Source organism: Kitasatospora sp. NPDC004723, assembly GCF_040609255.1.
Taxonomy (GTDB): Bacteria; Actinomycetota; Actinomycetes; order Streptomycetales; family Streptomycetaceae; genus Kitasatospora.
On record NZ_JBEXJT010000001.1, the window covers coordinates 444048 to 463666 of the forward strand.

Genomic DNA, 19619 nt, shown 5'->3' on the forward strand with positions numbered 1-19619 from the left:
CCCATGGGACACGTCGAGATTTCGCACCTGGAGTACTACCTGCCGGACGGGCGGGTGCTGTTCGACGACGCGTCCTTCCGGGTGGGGGAGGGCGCGGCCGTCGCGCTGGTCGGCGCCAACGGGGCCGGCAAGACCACGCTGCTGCGCATGATCGCCGGCGACCTCCAGCCGCACGGCGGCTCGGTGACGATCAGCGGCGGGCTCGGCGTGATGCGCCAGTTCGTCGGCACCACCGGCCGTGAGGAGCAGCGCAAGCCCGGCGACGAGCAGGTCGGCCCCGGCCCGCTGCCCGCCGACGCCTCGGTGCGCGACCTGCTGGTCTCGGTCGCCCCCGAGCGGATCGCCAGGGCCGCCCGCGCGGTCGACGCCGCCGAGCTGGCGATGATCGCCCAGGACGACGAGAAGACCCAGATGGCCTACGCCCAGGCGCTCTCCGACTGGGCCGACGTCGGCGGCTACGACTACGAGACCGACTGGGACGTCTGCACCATGGCCGCCCTCGGCGTGCCCTTCGACAAGGCCCAGTGGCGCGGTCTGAACACGCTCTCCGGCGGCGAGCAGAAGCGGCTCGTCCTGGAGGCGCTGCTGCGCGGCCCGGAGGAGGTGCTGCTCCTCGACGAGCCCGACAACTACCTGGACGTCCCGGGCAAGCGCTGGCTGGAGGAGGCCATCAAGGCCACCCCGAAGACCGTGCTGTTCATCTCGCACGACCGCGAACTGCTCTCCCGGACCGCCGAGAAGATCATCAGCGTGGAGTCCGGCGCGGCCGGTTCCAGCGTCTGGGTGCACGGTGGCGGCTTCGACACCTTCCACGAGGCCCGCAAGGCGCGCTTCGAGCGGTTCGAGGAGCTGCGCCGCCGCTGGGACGAGGAGCACGCCAAGCTCAAGAAGCTGGTCGTCACCCTGCGCCAGGCCGCCGCGGTCAGCCACGAGATGGCCTCCCGGTACGCGGCCGCGCAGACCAGGCTCAAGAAGTTCGAGGACGCCGGCCCGCCGGAGGCGCCGCCGCGCGAGCAGAGCATCACCATGCGGCTCAAGGGCGGGCGCACCGGTGTCCGCGCCTTCACCATGGAGCGGCTGGAGCTCACCGGCCTCATGCAGCCCTTCGACCTGGAGGTCTTCTACGGCGAGCGGATCGGTGTGCTCGGTGCCAACGGCGCCGGCAAGTCGCACCTGCTGCGGCTGCTCGCGGGCGACGGGACGGTCGCCCACACCGGCGGCTGGAAGCTCGGCGCCCGGGTGGTGCCCGGCCACTTCCGGCAGACCCACGCCCATCCGGAGCTGCTCGGCCGCACCGTCCGCTCGATCGTCGAGGAGGAGCACGCGCTCAGCCGCGGCGCCGCGATGGGCGCGCTGCGCCGCTACGAGCTGGACCGCCAGGAGGAGCAGAAGTTCGAGTCGCTCTCCGGCGGGCAGCAGGCCCGGCTGATGATCCTCAAACTGGAGCTGTCCGGCGTCACCGCGCTGCTGCTCGACGAGCCGACCGACAACCTGGACCTGGAGAGCGCCGAGGCGCTGCAGGCCGGTCTGGAGGCCTTCGACGGCACGGTGATGTGCGTGACGCACGACCGCTGGTTCGCGAAGACCTTCGACCGCTTCCTGGTGTTCGGCGCCGACGGGCGGGTCTACGAGTCGGCCGAGCCGGTCTGGGACGTCACCCGGGTCGAGCGGGACCGCTGAGGACCGGGGCGGGGGAGGGGCCGGGGACCGGATCTCCGGGCAATTTTGACCCTCCCCTCGCCTGCCGGTAACCTGGGCGCTTGATGTGCGTATTGGCTCGCTCTATCTCACGTGAGAGGTCGGTACGCCGGAGACATCAGGTCGACGACCAGCGGCTCCCCCTTGAATTGCGTCCAAGGCGGCCAGGCTGATCCCTCCTCCAGGTGCTCCTGTCAGGACTCACTCACTGAAAAGCGAAGGCTACGACCGTGCGTACGTACAGCCCCAAGCCCGGCGACGTCCAGCGTCAGTGGCACGTCATCGACGCGACCGACGTCGTGCTCGGCCGCCTGGCCTCCCAGGCCGCCAACCTCCTCCGGGGCAAGCACAAGGCGATCTACGCGCCGCACGTTGACACTGGTGACTTCGTCATCATCATCAACGCGGACAAGGTGCACCTGTCGGGTAACAAGAAGACCCAGAAGCTGGCGTACCGCCACAGCGGTTTCCCGGGCGGTCTCCGCTCGGTCCGCTACGACGACCTCCTGGCCAACAACCCGGAGAAGGCCGTCGAGAAGGCCATCAAGGGCATGATCCCCAAGAACAGCCTGGGCCGCCAGATGCTCTCCAAGCTGAAGGTCTACTCGGGCGACCAGCACCCGCACGCTGCCCAGCAGCCGGTGCCGTTCGAGATCACCCAGGTCGCGCAGTAATTCCGGCCACCAAGCCCCCCATCACTGAAAAGAGCTGAGGAACACCGTGGCCGAGACCACCGAAACCCTTGAGGTCGACTTCGACGAGACCGTCGTCGAGGGCGAGTACACCTCCGAGGAGAGCTACACCTCCGAGTCCCTGGCCGGCCGCTTCGGCGAGGCCGTCCCCGGCGCCGGCCTGGGCCGTCGCAAGGAGGCGATCGCCCGCGTGCGCATCGTCCCGGGCACCGGGCAGTGGAAGATCAACGGTCGCACCCTGGAGAACTACTTCCCCAACAAGGTGCACCAGCAGACCGTCAACGAGCCCTTCAAGCTCCTGGAGCTCGACGGCCGTTACGACGTCGTCGCCCGCATCTCCGGCGGCGGCGTGTCCGGCCAGGCCTACGCGCTGCGCCTCGGCGTGGCCCGTGCCCTGAACGAGGCCGACGTGGACAACAACCGCGGCGCCCTCAAGAAGGCCGGCTTCCTGACCCGTGACGCCCGCGCCGTCGAGCGCAAGAAGGCCGGTCTGAAGAAGGCCCGCAAGGCGCCGCAGTACAGCAAGCGCTAATTGCGCCCTCCGGGGGTGCGTACCGCCCTGGTGGTGCACGCCCCTGGATGCGCTCTACACGCCCCGGAGTACCTCGCGTACTCCGGGGCGTCGTGTTCCCCGGCCATTGTGCGGAGCCCGGGGATTCGATCGGATTCACTGCAGAAGGCATTGCGGCGATGGAGGACGGGACAGTGGGACGACTCTTCGGTACGGACGGCGTACGCGGTGTGGCCAACGGGGCACTGACGGCGGAGCTGGCGCTCGGCCTGTCCGTCGCGGCGGCGCACGTGCTCGGCGAGGCGGGGGCCTTCGAGGGCCACCGGCCGGTCGCGGTGGTCGGCCGCGATCCGCGTGCCTCGGGCGAGTTCCTGGAGGCCGCGGTCATCGCCGGCCTGGCCAGCGCGGGCGTCGACGTCCTGCGGGTCGGCGTGCTGCCCACCCCGGCGGTGGCGTACCTCACCGGCGCGCTCGGCGCCGACTTCGGCGTGATGCTCTCCGCCAGCCACAACGCCATGCCGGACAACGGCATCAAGTTCCTCGCCCGCGGCGGTCACAAGCTGGACGACCGCATCGAGGACGCCATCGAGGCCCACTACAGCAAGCACGCGGCGGGCGGCGAGGAGTGGAACCGCCCGACCGGCGCGGCGGTCGGCCGGGTCCGCGAGTACACCGAGGGCTTCGACAAGTACGTCGCCCACCTCATCGGCGTGCTGCCCAACCGCCTGGACGGCATCCGGGTCGTCATCGACGGCGCGCACGGCGCGGCTGCGTACGTCGCCCCCGAGGCCTTCGCCCGGGCCGGCGCCGAGGTCGTGCACACCCTGGGCGCCGAGCCCACCGGCCTCAACATCAACGACGGCGTCGGCTCCACCCACCTGGACCGGCTGCGCGCCGCCATGCGCGAGCACTCCGCCGACCTCGGCATCGCCCTCGACGGCGACGCCGACCGCTGCCTGGCCGCCGACGCGGACGGCAACGAGGTCGACGGCGACCAGATCATCGCGATCCTGGCCGTCGCCATGAAGGAGGCCGGCACGCTGCGCCGCAACACCACGGTCGCCACCGTGATGTCCAACCTGGGCTTCAAGCTGGCCATGCAGCGCGAGGGCGTCGACCTCGTCGAGACCGCCGTCGGCGACCGGTACGTGCTGGAGGCGATGAAGGAGCGGGGCTACGCGCTGGGCGGTGAGCAGTCCGGCCACGTCATCCTGCTGGACCACGCGACCACCGGTGACGGCACGCTGACCGGTCTGATGCTGGGCGCCCGGCTGGCGGCCACCAAGCAGCCGCTGGCCGACCTGGCCGCCGTGATGACCCGGCTGCCGCAGGTGCTGATCAACGTCAAGGGCGTGGACAAGGCCCGGGTCGGCACCTGCGAGGAGCTGACCGCGGCGGTCGCCGCGGCCGAGGCCGAGCTGGGCGCCACCGGCCGGGTGCTGCTGCGCCCGTCGGGCACCGAGCCGCTGGTCCGGGTGATGGTGGAGGCGGCCGACGAGGTGCAGGCGCACGCCGTCGCCGAGACGCTGGCGGGCGCGGTCCGCAGCTACCTGGGCTGACCGCCCCCGGAGACGCCGAGGCCCCCGTCGCGCGTGGCGCGGCGGGGGCCTGTCCGTGCGTCGGAACCCGCGTCAGAGCTTGCGCAGCAGGGCCCGGCGGACCTTGTGGTCCGCGCCCTTCTGCAGGATCAGGGTGGCCCGGCCGCGGGTCGGCAGCACGTTCTCCAGCAGGTTGGGCCGGTTGATGGTGCGCCAGACCTGGCGGCCGTACTCCATCGCCTCCTCCTCCGGCACCTCGGTGAAGCGGCGGAAGTAGGAGTTCGGGTCCTGGAAGGCGGTCTGCCGCAGCTTGCGGAACCGGTCCAGGTACCAGCTCTCGATGTCGTCGGTGCGGGCGTCGACGTAGATGGAGAAGTCGAAGTAGTCCGCCACCGCCAGCCGGGTGCGGCCGTCGGTGCCGGGCAGGGCCGGCTGGAGCACGTTCAGGCCCTCGACGATGAGGATGTCCGGGCGCTCCACGGTGAGGCGCTGCTCCGGCACGATGTCGTACACCAGGTGCGAGTAGACCGGCGCGGTGACCCGCTCCTTGCCGGCCTTCACGTCCGCGACGAAGCGCGTCAGCGCCCGGCGGTCGTACGACTCCGGGAAGCCCTTGCGGGCCATCAGGCCGCGTCGGCGCAGCTCGGCGTTGGGCAGCAGGAAGCCGTCGGTGGTGACCAGTTCGACCCGGGGGTGCTCCGGCCAGCGGGCCAGCAGGGCCTGCAGCAGCCGGGCCGTGGTGGACTTGCCGACCGCGACCGAGCCGGCCACGCCGATGATGAACGGGGTGCGGGTGCGCTCGGTGTCCGGGGTGTCCAGGAAGGTGCCCAGGGTGCCGCGCAGCTCGTGCGTGGCGTGGATGTAGAGGTTCAGCAGCCGGGACAGCGGCAGGTAGACGTCCCGGACCTCGTCCAGGTCGAGGGCGGTGCCGAGACCGCGCAGCCGTTCCACCTCCTCGGCGGTCAGCGGAAGCGGCGTACGCTCGCGCAGCGCGCTCCATTCGGCCCGGCTGAGGTCAACGTAGGGGGACGGTGACGGGCCGGGCGTGGCGTCGCCCCGCGTACAGAGTTCGGTCAGCACATGCTCCATTGTGAGCCGTAGCGCCGTTCGGGGTGGTTGTGGTGTCGGTCACGGCCCGTGGGCGAACCGTGCGAATGGGGCGTTCGGAGCGCCCTTATGCTGGCACGCATGTGCGGAATTGTTGGATACGTGGGCTCCCAGCCCGCCCTTGACGTAGTAATCGCAGGCCTGCAGCGACTGGAGTACCGGGGTTACGACTCGGCCGGTGTCGCCGTGCAGGTGCAGGGCTCCGACGGGCAGTGGAGCCTCGCCACCGACAAGCGGGCCGGAAAGCTCGCGAACCTGGAGAAGTCGCTCGCCGAGACCCCTCTTCCCGGCGGCACCACCGGCATCGGCCACACCCGCTGGGCCACCCACGGCGGCCCGACGGACGCCAACGCCCACCCCCATCTGGACGACGCCGCCCGGGTGGCGGTCGTCCACAACGGCATCATCGAGAACTTCGCCCAGCTCCGGGCGGAGCTGGCCGAGCGCGGCCACACGCTGCGCTCCGAGACCGACACCGAGGTCGTCGCGCACCTGCTCGGCGAGGAGTACCAGGGGGACCTGGCGGAGGCCATGCGGGCGGTCTGCCGCCGGCTGGAGGGCGCCTTCACCCTGGTGGCGGTGCACGCCGACGCCCCGGACGTGGTGGTCGGCGCCCGCCGCAACTCGCCGCTGGTGGTCGGGCGCGGCGAGGGCGAGAACTTCCTCGCCTCCGACGTGGCCGCGTTCATCGCGCACACCCGCGAGGCGATCGAGCTGGGCCAGGACCAGGTCGTCGAGCTGCGCCGGGGCGGCGTGACGGTGACGAACTTCGACGGCACCCCCGCCGACGTGCGCGAGTACCACGTCGACTGGGACGCCTCGGCCGCCGAGAAGGGCGGCTACGACTACTTCATGCTGAAGGAGATCGCCGAGCAGCCGAAGGCCGTCGCCGACACCCTGCTCGGCCGGATCGGCACCGACGGCCGGCTCACCCTCGACGAGCTGCGGATGTCCGACGCCGACCTGCGCGCGGTCGACAAGGTCGTCATCGTCGCCTGCGGCACCGCCTTCCACGCGGGCATGATCGCCAAGTACGCGATCGAGCACTGGACCCGGATCCCGTGCGAGGTCGAGGTCGCCTCCGAGTTCCGCTACCGCGACCCGATCATGGGGCCGGGCACGCTGGTCATCGCCATCTCGCAGTCCGGCGAGACCATGGACACCCTGATGGCCCTGCGGCACGCGCGCGAGCAGGGCGCCAAGGTGCTGGCGATCTGCAACACCAACGGCTCGACCATCCCGCGCGAGTCGGACGCGGTGCTGTACACCCACGCCGGTCCCGAGGTGGCCGTCGCCTCCACCAAGGCGTTCCTGACCCAGCTGGTCGCCTGCTACCTGGTGGCGCTGTACCTGGGCCAGGTGCGCGGCACCAAGTGGGGCGACGAGATCCTCGCCGTCATCAAGGAGCTCGGCGACGCGCCGAAGCAGGTCGAGCAGGTGCTGGAGACCATGGAGCCGGTGCGCGAGCTGGCCCGCTCCCTGGCGGGCGCGCGCTCGGTGCTGTTCCTGGGTCGGCACGTCGGCTTCCCGGTGGCCCTGGAGGGCGCGCTCAAGCTCAAGGAGCTCGCCTACATGCACGCCGAGGGCTTCGCGGCCGGCGAGCTGAAGCACGGGCCGATCGCGCTGATCGAGGAGGGGCTGCCGGTCGTGGTGGTCGTGCCGTCGCCGCGCGGGCGCTCGATCCTGCACGACAAGATCGTCTCCAACATCCAGGAGATCCGGGCCCGCGGCGCGCGCACCATCGTGATCGCGGAGGAGGGCGACGAGGCGGTCGTCCCGTACGCCGACCACCTGATCCGGATCCCGGTCACCCCGACCCTGCTCCAGCCGCTGGTCTCCACCGTGCCGCTGCAGGTCTTCGCCTGCGAGCTCGCCACGGCCAAGGGCCACGAGGTCGACCAGCCCCGCAACCTCGCGAAGTCGGTCACCGTCGAGTAGTCCGGCCGGCGCCCCTGCGGTGGCTGCGTCCTACCGCAGGGGCGCCGTGTCGAGCGTGAACGAGAACGGCGCGGGCAGCTTGATCCGCCGGCCGGACTCCGTCTCGTGGATGGTGGTGTAGTCGCCGCCCTCGGGATCGGAGAAGAGGGTCGCCCTGCCCTCGCTGCGGTCGATGAGGAGGTAGCACGGGATCCCCGCGGCGGCGTAGCCCAGGCGCTTGGGCTCACGGTCCTTGACCGGGTCGGTCGACGTCACTGCGAGGACGAGTTCGACGCCCACCGCGGACGACCACGATTCCTGGGCGCGGAAGTGGCCGACGGGGGCGACCGTGGCATCGGGGACGAACCGGCCGTTCGGGGTGATCAGTCCTTTCCCGCCGCTGACGTACAACTCCTCGGCGGCCTCGCGCGCGACGGCTCGGGCGAACCGGGCGATGGCGTCCTCGTGGTCCCCGTCCGGCGGCGGCGTCACGACGATCTCCCCTTCGATCAGTTCGGCCTTGAACCCCGGCGGCGTGTCCAGCTCCAGGAATGCCTGGAGGACGTCGTCCTGACCCAGCGGGTGCTCGACTGCCGGCATGGCGACCATGGCCCTTCCCCCTCCTGTGGGTCCGTACCGAGCCACACGGTAGGCATCCGGACCGACACCGGCGGGGGATCGAAGTGGGTGTCACTCGAAAGTGTGCCGCAGGCCGGGCTGCCGCGGGGCGGTGACGCGGGCTAGCGTCGCCGGTAGCGCCGACCGCTGAAGGAGCCCTTGCATGCGCCACGCCCATCGCGTCGAAGTCGTCCGTGCCGCCGAGGGGGAGCTGATGGCCCGGCTCCCGGAGGGGACGCTGATGCAGCGGGCCGCCGCCGGGCTCGCCGCGACGTGCGCGCGGCTGCTGGTCCGCCGGCGGGGGCGGGTGTACGGCGGCCGGGTGGTGGTGCTGGCGGGCAGTGGGGACAACGGGGGCGACGCGCTGTACGCCGGTGCGGCGCTGGCACGGCGCGGGGCGCGGGTGTCGGCGGTGCTGCTCACCCCCGCGCGGGCACACGCCGCGGGGCTCGCGGCGCTGCGGGCGGCCGGCGGGCGGGTGGTGCCGGATCAGGAAGTCGGCCTGGCCGACTTCTCGCGCGCGGACCTGGTGCTGGACGGCATCGTCGGGATCGGCGGCAGGGGCGGACTGCGGCCGGAGGCGCAGCCGTACGCGCGCGCCGGGCGGGCGGGCGTGGTGGTGGCCGTCGACGTGCCCAGCGGGGTGGACGCGGACACCGGCGAGGTCGCGGGCGTGGCGCTGCGGGCGGATGTGACGGTCTGCTTCGGCACGTACAAGCCCGGGCTGCTGATCGACCCGGGTGCCTCGTACGCCGGGGCGGTGCAGTTGGTGGGGATCGGTCTCGATCTGCCGCCGGCCGGGGTGACGGCGTTGCAGCACGCGGACGTGGCCGGGCTGCTGCCGGTGCCGGGAGCGGAGAGCGACAAGTACCGGCGCGGGGTGGTCGGGGTGGCGGCCGGGTCGGCCCGGTACCCGGGGGCGGCGCTGCTCGCGGTCGCCGGGGCGCTGCGCGGCGGCGCGGGGGCGGTGCGGTACGTGGGGACGGCGGCCGAGGAGGTGGTGCGGCGGTTCCCGGAGGCGCTGGTCACCGAGGGCGGGCCGGCCGGCGCCGGGCGGGTGCAGGCCTGGGTGGTCGGGCCGGGCGGAGGCGAGGGGGCGGAGCGGGCGCTCGCGGAGGCGCTGGCCGCCGACGTGCCGGTGCTGGTCGACGCGGACGGGCTGACGGAGTTGGCCCGGCTCGGGCCGGACGCGCTGGCCGGGCGGACGGCGCCGACGCTGCTGACCCCGCACACGGGGGAGGCGGCCCGGCTGCTCGCCGGGGCGGGCGACCCGGCCGCCCGGCCGCCGGCCGCCGACGGGCTGGCGGCCACCCGGCTGGCCACGGCGCGGCGGCTCGCGGCGGCGTACCGGGCGACGGTGCTGCTGAAGGGCTCGACCACGGTGGTCGCCGATCCGGGCGGCGCCGTGCGGGTGAACCCGACCGGCACCTCATGGCTGGCGACCGCCGGCAGCGGGGACGTCCTGGCCGGCCTGGCCGGCTCGCTGCTCGCCGCGGGCCTCTCCCCGCTGGACGCCGCCTCGGCGGCCGCCTACCTGCACGGCCTCGCCGCCCGCCACGCCGCCGCGGCCCCCGGCGCCCCGGTCACCGCCCTGGAGGTGGCCGGGGCCCTCTCCGCCGCCTGGAACGACGTCCGCTCGACGGAAGGGGCGGACCGGTCGACCGGCCGGCCGCCGCGGGAGCAGGAGGTCGGCCCGGCCGACTCTCCACTCCGGAGCGCGGCCGGGAGGGCGCGCTGAGGAGACCGGTCCGCCGATTTCGGCCCGTGCGGGGGCGGGAGGGAACCGGGGGGCGATTCGTGCGCGTCCGGACCGGATGGCGGGTTGCGCCGGGGCGGCGTGCCGAGGGCCGTTCGGCGAGGACCCCGGGATGTCTGGGAGACTGACCCTGATGACAACTGCGAAGACGACCGGTACGGCCACTCTCACCGAAGGCGCGCGAGCCGAGGCGACCATCGATCTCGCCGCCCTGCGCGGCAACCTCGACGCGCTGCGCGAGCGGATCGGCGGGGCCGCCGTGATGGTCGCGGTCAAGGCGGACGCCTACGGGCACGGCGCCGTCCGGTGCGCCCGGGAAGCGGTCGCCGCAGGGGTCCGCTGGCTGGGCACCGCGACGCCCGACGAGGCGCTCGCGCTGCGCGCCGCCGGCGTCCGGCCGGACCAGGCCCGCATCCTCTGCTGGCTGTGGACGCCGGGCGGCCCGTGGCGCGAGGCCCTCTTCGCCGACCTCGACGTCTCGGTGAGCGGCCAGTGGGCGCTCACCGAACTGCTCGCCGCCGTCCGCGCCACCGGTATCCCGGCCCGGGTCCACCTCAAGGCCGACACCGGCCTCGGCCGCAACGGCTGCCAGCCGCACGACTGGCCCGAGCTGGTCGCCGCCGCCCGCCGGGCCGAGCTGGACGGCCTGCTGACCGTGGTCGGCGTCTGGTCGCACTTCGCCGCCGCCGACGAGCCCGGCCACCCCTCCATCCAGGCCCAGCTGGACGCCTACCGCGCCGCCCTGGCCACCGCCGAGGCGGCCGGCCTGCGCCCCGAGGTGCGGCACCTGGCCAACTCTCCGGCCGCCCTGCTGCTCCCGCAGTCGCACTTCGACATGGTCCGCACGGGCCTCGCGATGTACGGGCTCTCGCCGGTCCCGGACGTCGGCTCGCCGGCCGACTTCGGCCTGCGCCCGGTGATGTCGCTGACCGCCCGGCTGGCCCTGGTCAAGCACGTCCCCGGCGGACACGGCGTCAGCTACGGCCACCACTACACCACGCCCGGCCCGACCACGCTGGGCCTGGTCCCGCTCGGCTACGGCGACGGCATCCCCCGGCACGCCAGCGGCATCGCCCCGGTGCAGATCGACGGCAAGTGGCGCACCGTGGCTGGCCGGGTGGCGATGGACCAGTTCGTCGTCGACCTCGGCGGCGACACCCCGCCGATCGGCGACGAGGTGCTGCTCTTCGGCAACGGCGAGCGCGGCGAGCCGACCGCCGAGGACTGGGGCCGCGCCTGCGGCACCATCTCCTACGAGATCGTGACCCGGATCGGCTCCCGGGTGCCGCGCCGCTACGTCGGCGGCCTGGACGAGGACCTGCGCGGATGAGCGAGCAGGCCGGCGCCGACCCGGTCGAGGCGGTCAGCGGCGTGGCCCGCGCCGTCAAGGCGGCCGAGGCGGCCACCGGGGTGAGCCGGGCCGGGCTGATCGGCATCTCGGTCGGCGTGCTCGCGGCCGGCGCCGCCGCGGGCGTGGCGATCGAGCGGCTGACGGTCGGCCGGACGATGCGCCGCCGGGCCCGTGCCGAACTGGACGCCAAGGCCCCGTACGGTTCGCTGCGCGGTCGCCCCCGCACGGTGGCCGCCACCGACGGCACCGAGCTGTACGTCGAGCTGGACGGCACCGTCGAGCCGGACGGGTCGCGCGAGCCGCTGACCGTGGTCTTCTGCCACGGCTACTGCCTCAACCAGGACAGCTGGCACTTCCAGCGCGCCGCCTTCCGCGACAGCCTGCGCCTGGTCTTCTGGGACCAGCGCAGCCACGGCCGCTCCGAGCGCTCCCGCTCCTACCTGGCCGGCGAGCCCGCCAGCATCGACCAGCTGGGCGGCGACCTCAAGGCCGTGATCGACGCCGTCGCGCCGACCGGCCCGCTGGTCCTGGTCGGCCACTCGATGGGCGGCATGACGGTGATGGCGCTGGCCGACCAGCACCCCGAGCTGTTCCGCGAGCGGGTCGCCGGCGTGGCGCTGATCGGCACCCTGGCCGGGAACTGGGACGCCGTCACCTTCGGTCTGCCGCAGGCGGGCGCCAAGCTGTTCCGCCGGGTCGCGCCGGGCATGATGAGGCTGCTCGGCCGTCAGGTGGACCTGGTGGAGGCGACCCGCCGGCTGGGTGCGGACGTCAGCGCCGTCCTCTACCGGCGGTTCTCCTTCGGCGGGAAGGACGTCGACCCGGGTGTGGCCCGGTTCGCCGAGCAGATGCTGGACGCCACCCCGATCGACGTGGTGGCCGAGTTCTACCCGGTGTTCTCCGCGCACGACAAGACCGAGGCGCTCGCCGCCCTGCGCGGCATGCCCGTCCTGGTGCTGACCGGCACCAAGGATCTGATGACCCCGCCGGGCCACGGCGAGGTGATGGCCGAACAGCTGCCGGGCGCCGAGCTGGCCCTGGTCGAGGACGCCGGGCACCTGGTGATGCTGGAGCGGCCCGACGTGGTCGACCGCCGGCTGGCCGCGCTGTTCGAGCGGGCCGCCCGCTTCCGCGGCGCCGCCCCGCCGGCGCCGCCGGTCGGCCGGCCCGTGTAGCGAGCCCGGACCGTGCCGGCCCGGACCGCGTCGGACCGGGCCCTGCGGACGCCCGGCGCGGGCGGCACCGGGGATGTGGCACGGTAGCGGGGGCGCCCGAGAGCCGGTGCGCCGCCGTACGGACCGAAGGGCTTGATTCGCGCATGGGCTCGCACGCCACTCTCACCGCCGCCACCCCCGACCGGATGGGCCGGCTCGGCCGGGAGCTGGCCGCGCTGCTGCGGCCGGGGGACCTGGTGCTGCTCTCCGGCGAGCTGGGGGCGGGGAAGACCACGCTGACCCGCGGCCTCGGCGAGGGGCTCGGGGTGCGCGGCGCCGTCACCTCGCCGACCTTCGTGATCGCCCGGGTGCACCCGTCGCTGAGCGGCGGCCCGGCGCTGGTGCACGTCGACGCGTACCGGCTGGGCGGGGACCTCGACGAGATGGAGGACCTCGACCTGGACGTCTCGCTGCCCGAGTCGGTGGTGGTGGTCGAGTGGGGCGAGGGCAAGGTCGAGCGGCTGTCGGAGGACCGCCTGGAGGTCCGGATCGAGCGGGCCGTCGGCGACGAGGCGGCGGGCGACGACCTGGACCCGCGCCGGGTGGAGCTGACCGGGATCGGCTCCCGCTGGGACGGCGTCGACCTGTCCGTGCTGGCCTGACCTCGCCGTCCGCCCCCGTCACGGTTTGCCGACAGACTGTCGGGAAGATGTTGCGGTCGGGGTCCCGGGCGTGGTGGGATGGGTTTTGAGGTTAGGTCTGCCTAACTAGGAGGCGCCATGCCGAGCACCACGCCCGCCCCGGAGCGCGCACCGCGCGGGACCGGGGCCGAGGGGCCCGACCGCCGTGCCGCGGGGGAGCCGATGCGGGCCCTGCTGGCCGCCTGCGCGGCGGCGGAAGCGGTCTCCACCCCGCCCGGACGCCGTCCGGCGGAGGAACCGCGGGCCGGGGAGCCGCCGGCGGACGGCGGCGCGCACGAGACCCGCCGCGCCGCGTAGTCCGGCGCCGCGCACCTCCAGCGCCGGGTGGGTCCTGTCCGGCCCCGTCCGGGTCAGGCGATCACGACCACCTTGGTGTCCTTCGGCGCGAAGTCCCACAGCAGCTGGCCGTCGGCCCGGCTGCTGCGGATGCCGCCGGTCTTGCCGCTCGCGCTGCTCGTACCGCCGGTGCCGGCCCCGATCGAGGAGGGCGTCCCGGACGCGGAGGTCGTCGGGGCGGCGGCCGGCGTGCCGGTGGCGCCGTCGACGGCCGCGCTGAAGCCGAACACCACGCCGTTCTGCTGGGCGAACCGCACCACGTGCTCGATCGCCTTGCCGTCGGTGCCCGTGCCGGACTGGGTGCGGCTGTAGACCGGGTAGCTGCCGGGGGCCGGCTCGACGGTGCCCGGGGTGACCGGGAACGCGGCGACCACCTGCGGGGTCTTCTTCGGGTCGATCAGCCAGACGTAGTGCGTGCCGACCGAGTAGACGACCCGCAGACCGGTGCCGGTGCCCGCGGTGGGCAGCGCCGGGACGGTCGGCGTCGGGGTGGCGCTCGGGGTGGCCGAGGCGGCCGGCCCGCTGGACGCCGCGGTGGTGCTCGTGCCGGGATTGGCGGCGACCGCGCGGTCCTGCGCGCCGTTGGCCTGGAAGGCCAGCAGGCTCACCACCGCCAGGGCCCCCAGGGTCAGCCCCGTGACCACCACTCCAGGACCCATCTTCGCCACGTGTGCTCCCACCGCCGTCCCAAAACCGTCGGCCCCATCGTGCCAGGTCCGTCCGTCCGGTCCGCATCGCGTCGGACGTGTGTTCCGCCGTGCAGCGGGTTTTCGATCGTGCGGCGCACTCCCGCCGGACGCACTCCCGCCGGTGCGGCGCACGCCCCTGGCGGCGGGCCGGGGCCGGGGCCCGACGGGTCACCGCCCGACCGGTCTAACCTTGACCCGTGCTGCTGCTCGCGTTCGACACCGCTACCCCCGCCGTCACCGCCGCCGTCCACGACGGTTCGGCCGTCCTCGCCGAGACCGACCAGGTCGACGCCAGGCGCCACGGCGAACTCCTGCTGCCCGCGATCGACCAGGTGCTGCGGGCGGCCGGTGTCGACAAGCACCGGCTGACCGACATCGCCGTGGGCGTCGGCCCGGGCCCGTACACCGGCCTGCGGGTCGGCCTGGTGACCGCCGCCGCACTGGGGCACGCCCTGGGCCTGCCGGTGCACGGCGTCTGCACCCTGGACGCCATCGCCCACCGGGCCCGCGCGCAGGGCCTGGCCGGCGAGCCGTTCACGGTGGCCACCGACGCCCGCCGCAAGGAGGTCTACTGGGCCTCCTACGACGCCGAGGGCCGCCGGACCGAGGGCCCGTCGGTGGACCGCCCCGGCGAGCTGACGCCGCCCGCGCGCTCGGTCGGCGCCGGCGCGTTGCTCTACCCGGACGCCTTCCCCGGTGCGCACGGCCCCGAGCACGTCTCGGCCGGCGCGCTCGCCGAGTTCGCCGCCGCCGAGCTGGCCGCCGGCCGGGCCCTGCTGCCCAACGCCCCGCTCTACCTGCGCCGCCCGGACGCCCAGGTGCCGGCCGGCTACAAGGCGGTGCTCCCGGCGTGACCGGCCCGAGCACCGACGGGGCCGTGCGCACCGCCGCCCCCGTCGCCACGCTGCGCCCGATGCGCTGGTGGGACATCGCCCCGGTGCTGGCGCTGGAGCTGGAGCTGTTCCCCGAGGACGCCTGGTCCGCCGGCATGTTCTGGTCCGAGCTGGCCGAGGCCCGCCCCGGCGGCACCCGCCACTACACCGTCGCCGAGGCCCCGGACGGCACGATCGTCGGCTACGCCGGGCTGATGGCGGTGGCCGAGGAGGGCGACGTGCAGACCATCGCCGTCGACGGCCGCCACCAGGGCGCCGGCCTCGGCGCGGCGCTGCTCACCGACCTGGTCCGGGAGGCCGCCCGGCGCGGCTGCGCGGACCTGCTGCTGGAGGTGCGGGTGGACAACACCCGGGCGCAGCGGCTCTACGAGCGCTCGGGTTTCGAGCCGGTCGGCATCCGGCGCGGCTACTACCAGCCCGCCAACGTCGACGCGCTGGTGATGCGCCTCGACCTCGCGGCCGCCGCCGCCGACGACGCCGCCGGCCCCGAAGACCTCGACGAACCCGCGGACCACCCGCGACCGGACGTGAAGAAGGACACCCCCCATGGCTGACGAACCGCTCGTCCTCGGCATCGAGACCTCCTGCGACGAGACCGGCGTCGGCATCGTGCGCGGCACCACCCTGCTCGCCGACGCGGTGGCCTCCAGCGTCAACGACCACGCCCGGTTCGGCGGCGTCGTCCCCGAGATCGCCAGCCGCGCGCACCTGGAGGCGATGGTCCCCACCATCCAGCGCGCCCTGGACACCGCGGGCGTCAAGGCGAGCGACCTGGACGGCATCGCCGTCACCGCGGGCCCGGGCCTGGCCGGCGCGCTGCTGGTCGGCGTGAGCGCCGCCAAGGCGTACGCGTGGGCCCTGGACAAGCCGCTGTACGGCGTCAACCACCTCGCCTCGCACATCTGCGTGGACCAGCTGGAGCACGGCCGCCTGCCGTCCCCGACGATGGCCCTGCTGGTCTCCGGCGGGCACTCCTCGCTGCTGCTCAGCGAGGACATCACCAGCGATGTGCGCCCGCTCGGCGCGACCATCGACGACGCGGCCGGCGAGGCCTTCGACAAGGTGGCCCGGGTGCTCGGGCTCGGCTTCCCCGGCGGCCCGGTGGTGGACCGCAGGGCCCGCGAGGGCGACCGGAAGGCGATCGCCTTCCCGCGCGGACTGACCGGCCCCAGGGACCCGGAGTACGACTTCTCCTTCTCCGGCCTGAAGACCGCCGTCGCCCGCTGGGTGGAGGCCCGGCGCCGGGCCGGCGAGGAGGTGCCGGTCGCCGACGTCGCGGCGTCCTTCCAGGAGGCGGTCACCGACGTGCTGACCCGCAAGGCGGTCAGGGCCTGCAAGGACAACGGCGTCGACCACCTGATGATCGGCGGCGGCGTCGCGGCCAACTCGCGGCTGCGCGAGATGGCCCAGCAGCGCTGCGACAAGGCCGGCATCCGGCTGCGGGTGCCCCGCCCGGGCCTGTGCACCGACAACGGCGCGATGGTCGCCGCGCTGGGCTCCGAGATGGTCTGGCGGGACCGCGCGCCGTCCTCCTTCGACCTGTCGGCGGACTCCTCGCTGCCCGTCACCGAGGTCCACGTCCCGCACACCGACTTCCACGGCCAGGCCTATCAGGCCCTGGGCGGGCAGGCGTGAGCACCACCGCCGCGATGTGGGAGGCCCGGGCCGCCGACGGGCGCGGTGCCGAGCTCTCCGCCTGGGTCCGGGACAGCGCGCTGCCCGCGCTGCGCGGTCGCGCCGGGCTGCAGCGCGCCGAGCTGTTCGCCGCCCCCGGCGAGCGCGTGCTGCTGATCACCTGGTGGTCCGGCGAGCCGGTGCCGGTGGCCGAGCCGCCCGCCGGCCTGCTGGGCCGCCCGGTGCACCGCTGGTCCTTCACCAGTGAGCACGTGGAGTAGGCCGTGTACTGCTGATCCCGTTCGCACGTCCGATCGGGAACCGAACGCCGTGGCGTTACCGTGCTAGCGAGTGGGATCGCTGAACGGGAGCGGGGAGCACGGCGCGGTGAACAGGCACGGGTGGAGCAGGACGACGGTGTACGCGGTGGGGGCCATGGCCCTGCTGGCCACCGCCACCGGGTGTTCGGGCGGGGGCGACAGCGGCGCCGCGTCCGCCGCGCTGGTGGCGCCGGGCGGCACCACCGCCCCGGCCGGGTCCGGCGCGCCGCAGCAGGGCGCGGCCACCCCGCCGCCGAGCGCTTCCCCCGCCCCGGCCGAGGGGGACGCCGCCGCCTGGGCGAAATGGCACCTGACTCCGCTGCCGCCCGCGCCCCCGGCCCCCGCCGACAAGCCGGTGAAGCTCCAGCGAACCGGCCAGGTCCCGGTGTTCAGCGAGGTGCGGACCACCGACAAGGTCGTCTTCGTCACCATCGACGACGGCGCCGAGAAGGACCCGAAGTTCGTCGAGATGCTGACCGACCTCAAGGTGCCGGTCTCGATGTTCCTGACCCGCGACATCGTCAAGGACGACTACGGCTACTTCAAGCGGCTCCAGGCGCTCGGCAACCACGTGCACAACCACACCGTGGACCACGCGCAGCTGAGCAAGGTGACGCCGGAGAAGCAGAAGTCCGAGGTCTGCGACGCCCAGGCCGCGCTCACCCAGCAGTACGGGACCCCGCCGCTGCTGTTCCGCCCGCCCTACGGCGACGGCGCCAACACGCCGACGCTCAACACCGCGGTGCAGCAGTGCGGGCCGCGGGCGATCGTGCTGTGGCGGGAGTCGATGCAGATCCACGACATGCAGTACCAGGCGGCGGACAAGAAGCTGCGGCCCGGCGACATCGTGCTCGCCCACTTCCGGGGCCCGAAGGACCTCAAGGGCGAGACGATGACGCAGATGTTCGGGGAGCTGCTGGCCCGGATCCAGGAGCAGGGCTTCGCGGTGGCCCGTCTCGAGGACTACATCGCGGCGCCGGCCGGCTGAACGGCCGCGGCCGGGCCGGTCACCGGCCGGCCGAGCATCATCAGCGGGCCGTGGTCGGTGCGGCTGAGGATCACCGTGACCTCGTTCGGGCCGGCGGGCTTCAGTTGGCGGCGCAGCTCCTCCGGGGTGATCGCCATGCCGCGCTTCTTGATCACCACGGTGCCGACGCCCCGCTCGCGCAGCAGCGCCTTGAGCTTCTTGATGTGGAACGGCAGCACGTCGGTCAGCTCGAAGCCGTGCGCGTACGGGGTGTCGACCAGTTCGTCCGAGGTGACGTAGGCGATCTTCGGGTCGATCAGCCGCCCGTTCACCCGCTGCGCCACCTCCGCGACCAGGTGGGCCCGGATCACCGCGCCGTCCGGCTCGTAGAGGTAGCGGCCGACCGGGCCGGCCGGCGGGTCGGGCAGGTCGCCGCCGGTGAGGCTGACCCGCTGCGGCAGCAGGGTGGCGCGGTGCGGGCGCTCGGCGCGGGTGCCGAACCAGAGCACCGCCTCCTTGACGTCGCCGTGGTCGGAGACCCACTCGGCCTCCGCGTCGGCCGGCACCGCCTCGTGCGGGATGCCGGGGGCCACCTTGAGCGCCCCGACCGGGGTGCGCCGGCCGGCCTCGATCGCCCAGGACAGCGGCGGCGCGTACGCCTCGGGGTCGAAGACCCGGCCGCGCGAGGTGCGCCGGGCCGGGTCGGTGAAGACCGCGTCGAAGCCGGTGACGTCGACGTCGGCGACGTCCGCGCAGCGCACCTCGACCCGGTCGGCCAGGCCCAGCGCGGCCGCGTTGGCGGCGGTGGCGGCGCAGGCGGCCGGGTCCTTGTCGACGGCGAGCACCTCGACACCGGCCCGGGCCAGCGCCAGCACGTCGCCGCCGATCCCGCAGCAGAGGTCGGCCAGCCGCTTCACCCCGAGGTCCGCGAAGCGGCGCGCCCGCCACTCGGCGACCTCGCGCCGGGTGGACTGCTCGACGCCGTTGGGCGTGAAGTACATGAGGTCGGCGTCGGCGCCGAACTTGGCCCGGGCCCGCTGCCGCAGCCGGGCCTGCCCGAGGGCGGCCGAGACCAGCTCGGCGGGGTGCTCCTTGCGCAGTCGGGTGGCCAGCGCCAGCTCCTCCCCGGGCGCGAAGTCGCGCAGTTCGGCGAGCAGGGCCTGGCCCCGGTCGGTCAGCAGGGGCCGCAGGTCGTCGTTCTCCACCCCGCCATTCTCGCCGGTCAGACCTGGCTGAAGGCCACCAGGAGGACCGCCGGGCAGACGAACGGGGACAGCACGGCGGCGACCGCGACGACCGGGTAGCCGGCGCGCCAGGAGAACCGGGCGACCAGGCCGGCCGAGGCGAGCACGAGCAGCCCGGCCACCACCAGCAAGGCGGTCGAGCGGGCCGCGGAGAAGTGCGGGGCCACGCTCCAGACGAACGCCGACGTCACCTGGAGGACCGCGAACGGCAGGGCGAGGAACAGCGGCAGGAGGATCACCGCGAACAGCAGGTCTTTCCACCGGGGAGGCCGGGTGGCGATCGGTGTCGTGGTCATGGACCGAGTGTGCGGGCCGGGGCCGCCCCCGCACATGAGTACGGCTACTCATCGGTCACTCATCCGGATCGCGGGACCGCCGGGCGCGTCGTTGGCACTCTGGTTGACTGAGTGCTAACCGCCGCCTATGGTCATCACTAGCACTCCCCACCGGGGGAGTGCTAACGCGACAGTGCGTGTCTGACCCCCGCGACGGCAGATGCGCGAGTTCGCCCCT

20 protein-coding genes are annotated in these 19619 nt (G+C 74.1%); 15 read left to right on the forward strand and 5 right to left on the reverse strand.

What is annotated here, in order from left to right; genetic code table 11:
* Positions 1-3: 3 nt before the first annotated feature.
* The 4 genes from ABZW10_RS02185 to glmM all read left to right on the forward strand — a co-directional run bounded on the left by ABZW10_RS02185 (position 4) and on the right by glmM (position 4460).
* Positions 4-1680 carry an ATP-binding cassette domain-containing protein gene (locus tag ABZW10_RS02185; RefSeq protein WP_355358401.1) on the forward strand — a complete coding sequence of 559 codons (1677 nt, stop codon included), beginning with the start codon at positions 4-6 and terminating at the stop codon, positions 1678-1680.
* Between the two features lie 248 nt (positions 1681-1928).
* A complete protein-coding gene (rplM, locus tag ABZW10_RS02190; protein ID WP_030055846.1) occupies positions 1929-2372 on the forward strand; it encodes a 50S ribosomal protein L13 in 444 nt (147 codons plus the stop codon).
* Between the two features lie 46 nt (positions 2373-2418).
* A complete protein-coding gene (gene rpsI / locus ABZW10_RS02195) occupies positions 2419-2922 on the forward strand; it encodes a 30S ribosomal protein S9 (RefSeq protein WP_350542287.1) in 504 nt (167 codons plus the stop codon).
* A 173-nt stretch (positions 2923-3095) separates the two neighbouring features.
* Positions 3096-4460 carry a phosphoglucosamine mutase gene (glmM, locus tag ABZW10_RS02200; protein ID WP_355358406.1) on the forward strand — a complete coding sequence of 455 codons (1365 nt, stop codon included), beginning with the start codon at positions 3096-3098 and terminating at the stop codon, positions 4458-4460.
* A 72-nt stretch (positions 4461-4532) separates the two neighbouring features.
* On the opposite strand, the gene coaA is transcribed toward glmM, so the two are convergent.
* Positions 4533-5528 carry a type I pantothenate kinase gene (gene coaA, locus ABZW10_RS02205; RefSeq protein ID WP_355358409.1) on the reverse strand — a complete coding sequence of 332 codons (996 nt, stop codon included), beginning with the start codon at positions 5526-5528 and terminating at the stop codon, positions 4533-4535.
* A 99-nt stretch (positions 5529-5627) separates the two neighbouring features.
* On the opposite strand from coaA, the gene glmS reads away from it, so the two are divergent.
* Positions 5628-7484, forward strand: a complete 1857-nt coding sequence (gene glmS / locus ABZW10_RS02210) for a glutamine--fructose-6-phosphate transaminase (isomerizing) (protein ID WP_355358412.1) — start codon at positions 5628-5630, stop codon at positions 7482-7484.
* A gap of 30 nt (positions 7485-7514) precedes the next feature.
* Here glmS and ABZW10_RS02215 read toward each other — a convergent pair whose 3' ends face one another.
* Complete coding sequence (locus ABZW10_RS02215) at positions 7515-8072, reverse strand: Uma2 family endonuclease (protein ID WP_355358415.1); 558 nt, start codon at positions 8070-8072, stop codon at positions 7515-7517.
* Between the two features lie 172 nt (positions 8073-8244).
* Here ABZW10_RS02215 and ABZW10_RS02220 point away from each other — a divergent pair, with 172 nt between their 5' ends.
* The 5 genes from ABZW10_RS02220 to ABZW10_RS02240 all read left to right on the forward strand — a co-directional run bounded on the left by ABZW10_RS02220 (position 8245) and on the right by ABZW10_RS02240 (position 13340).
* Entirely contained in the window at positions 8245-9819 is a 1575-nt protein-coding gene (locus tag ABZW10_RS02220) for an NAD(P)H-hydrate dehydratase (protein ID WP_355358418.1), read from the forward strand.
* Between the two features lie 151 nt (positions 9820-9970).
* Complete coding sequence (gene alr / locus ABZW10_RS02225; protein WP_355358421.1) at positions 9971-11167, forward strand: alanine racemase; 1197 nt, start codon at positions 9971-9973, stop codon at positions 11165-11167.
* Positions 11164-12363 (forward strand): alpha/beta hydrolase, encoded by a 1200-nt coding sequence (locus tag ABZW10_RS02230; protein WP_355358424.1) that lies wholly within the window; start codon positions 11164-11166, stop codon positions 12361-12363. The genes alr and ABZW10_RS02230 overlap by 4 nt, the downstream gene beginning before the upstream one ends.
* Before the next feature lie 143 nt (positions 12364-12506).
* The gene (gene tsaE, locus ABZW10_RS02235; RefSeq protein ID WP_355358427.1) at positions 12507-13004 is read left to right on the forward strand and encodes a tRNA (adenosine(37)-N6)-threonylcarbamoyltransferase complex ATPase subunit type 1 TsaE; all 498 of its coding nucleotides are present in this window, start codon (positions 12507-12509) and stop codon (positions 13002-13004) included.
* 117 nt (positions 13005-13121) lie between these two features.
* A complete protein-coding gene (locus ABZW10_RS02240) occupies positions 13122-13340 on the forward strand; it encodes a hypothetical protein (RefSeq protein WP_355358430.1) in 219 nt (72 codons plus the stop codon).
* Between the two features lie 53 nt (positions 13341-13393).
* Here the strand turns inward: ABZW10_RS02240 and ABZW10_RS02245 are convergent, their stop codons facing one another.
* Positions 13394-14038, reverse strand: coding sequence for a hypothetical protein (locus ABZW10_RS02245; protein ID WP_355358924.1), 645 nt, complete (start codon positions 14036-14038; stop codon positions 13394-13396).
* 227 nt (positions 14039-14265) lie between these two features.
* Here ABZW10_RS02245 and tsaB point away from each other — a divergent pair, with 227 nt between their 5' ends.
* The 5 genes from tsaB to ABZW10_RS02270 all read left to right on the forward strand — a co-directional run bounded on the left by tsaB (position 14266) and on the right by ABZW10_RS02270 (position 17883).
* Positions 14266-14922, forward strand: a complete 657-nt coding sequence (gene tsaB / locus ABZW10_RS02250) for a tRNA (adenosine(37)-N6)-threonylcarbamoyltransferase complex dimerization subunit type 1 TsaB (RefSeq protein ID WP_355358433.1) — start codon at positions 14266-14268, stop codon at positions 14920-14922.
* A gap of 59 nt (positions 14923-14981) precedes the next feature.
* Positions 14982-15515 carry a ribosomal protein S18-alanine N-acetyltransferase gene (gene rimI / locus ABZW10_RS02255; RefSeq protein WP_355358927.1) on the forward strand — a complete coding sequence of 178 codons (534 nt, stop codon included), beginning with the start codon at positions 14982-14984 and terminating at the stop codon, positions 15513-15515.
* Positions 15508-16596, forward strand: a complete 1089-nt coding sequence (tsaD, locus tag ABZW10_RS02260) for a tRNA (adenosine(37)-N6)-threonylcarbamoyltransferase complex transferase subunit TsaD (RefSeq protein ID WP_355358436.1) — start codon at positions 15508-15510, stop codon at positions 16594-16596. Before rimI ends, tsaD begins: the two co-directional genes overlap by 8 nt.
* Positions 16597-16610: 14 nt before the next feature.
* Positions 16611-16856 (forward strand): hypothetical protein, encoded by a 246-nt coding sequence (locus tag ABZW10_RS02265; protein WP_355358930.1) that lies wholly within the window; start codon positions 16611-16613, stop codon positions 16854-16856.
* A gap of 106 nt (positions 16857-16962) precedes the next feature.
* On the forward strand, positions 16963-17883 hold the full coding sequence (locus tag ABZW10_RS02270) for a polysaccharide deacetylase family protein (protein ID WP_355358439.1): 921 nt from the start codon (positions 16963-16965) through the stop codon (positions 17881-17883).
* Here ABZW10_RS02270 and ABZW10_RS02275 read toward each other — a convergent pair.
* Together ABZW10_RS02275 and ABZW10_RS02280 are read right to left on the reverse strand one after the other, a co-directional pair.
* Positions 17859-19067 (reverse strand): class I SAM-dependent methyltransferase, encoded by a 1209-nt coding sequence (locus ABZW10_RS02275; protein WP_355358442.1) that lies wholly within the window; start codon positions 19065-19067, stop codon positions 17859-17861. The genes ABZW10_RS02270 and ABZW10_RS02275 overlap by 25 nt on opposite strands.
* A gap of 17 nt (positions 19068-19084) precedes the next feature.
* Positions 19085-19402, reverse strand: a complete 318-nt coding sequence (locus tag ABZW10_RS02280) for a hypothetical protein (protein ID WP_355358445.1) — start codon at positions 19400-19402, stop codon at positions 19085-19087.
* Between the last annotated feature and the right edge of the window lie 217 nt (positions 19403-19619).

Bases quoted from the DNA above. Each gene is read 5' to 3' on its own strand.
- alr (WP_355358421.1), top strand. From the start codon at position 9,971: ATGACAACTGCGAAGACGACCGGTACGGCCACTCTCACCGAAGGCGCG.
- tsaE (WP_355358427.1), top strand. From the start codon at position 12,507: ATGGGCTCGCACGCCACTCTCACCGCCGCCACCCCCGACCGGATGGGC.
- coaA (WP_355358409.1), bottom strand. From the start codon at position 5,528: ATGGAGCATGTGCTGACCGAACTCTGTACGCGGGGCGACGCCACGCCC.
- rimI (WP_355358927.1), top strand. From the start codon at position 14,982: ATGCGCTGGTGGGACATCGCCCCGGTGCTGGCGCTGGAGCTGGAGCTG.
- ABZW10_RS02280 (WP_355358445.1), bottom strand. From the start codon at position 19,402: ATGACCACGACACCGATCGCCACCCGGCCTCCCCGGTGGAAAGACCTG.
- glmS (WP_355358412.1), top strand. From the start codon at position 5,628: ATGTGCGGAATTGTTGGATACGTGGGCTCCCAGCCCGCCCTTGACGTA.
- ABZW10_RS02230 (WP_355358424.1), top strand. From the start codon at position 11,164: ATGAGCGAGCAGGCCGGCGCCGACCCGGTCGAGGCGGTCAGCGGCGTG.
- ABZW10_RS02185 (WP_355358401.1), top strand. From the start codon at position 4: ATGGGACACGTCGAGATTTCGCACCTGGAGTACTACCTGCCGGACGGG.
- ABZW10_RS02245 (WP_355358924.1), bottom strand. From the start codon at position 14,038: ATGGGTCCTGGAGTGGTGGTCACGGGGCTGACCCTGGGGGCCCTGGCG.
- tsaD (WP_355358436.1), top strand. From the start codon at position 15,508: ATGGCTGACGAACCGCTCGTCCTCGGCATCGAGACCTCCTGCGACGAG.
- ABZW10_RS02220 (WP_355358418.1), top strand. From the start codon at position 8,245: ATGCGCCACGCCCATCGCGTCGAAGTCGTCCGTGCCGCCGAGGGGGAG.
- ABZW10_RS02265 (WP_355358930.1), top strand. From the start codon at position 16,611: ATGTGGGAGGCCCGGGCCGCCGACGGGCGCGGTGCCGAGCTCTCCGCC.
- ABZW10_RS02240 (WP_355358430.1), top strand. From the start codon at position 13,122: ATGCCGAGCACCACGCCCGCCCCGGAGCGCGCACCGCGCGGGACCGGG.
- ABZW10_RS02215 (WP_355358415.1), bottom strand. From the start codon at position 8,072: ATGGTCGCCATGCCGGCAGTCGAGCACCCGCTGGGTCAGGACGACGTC.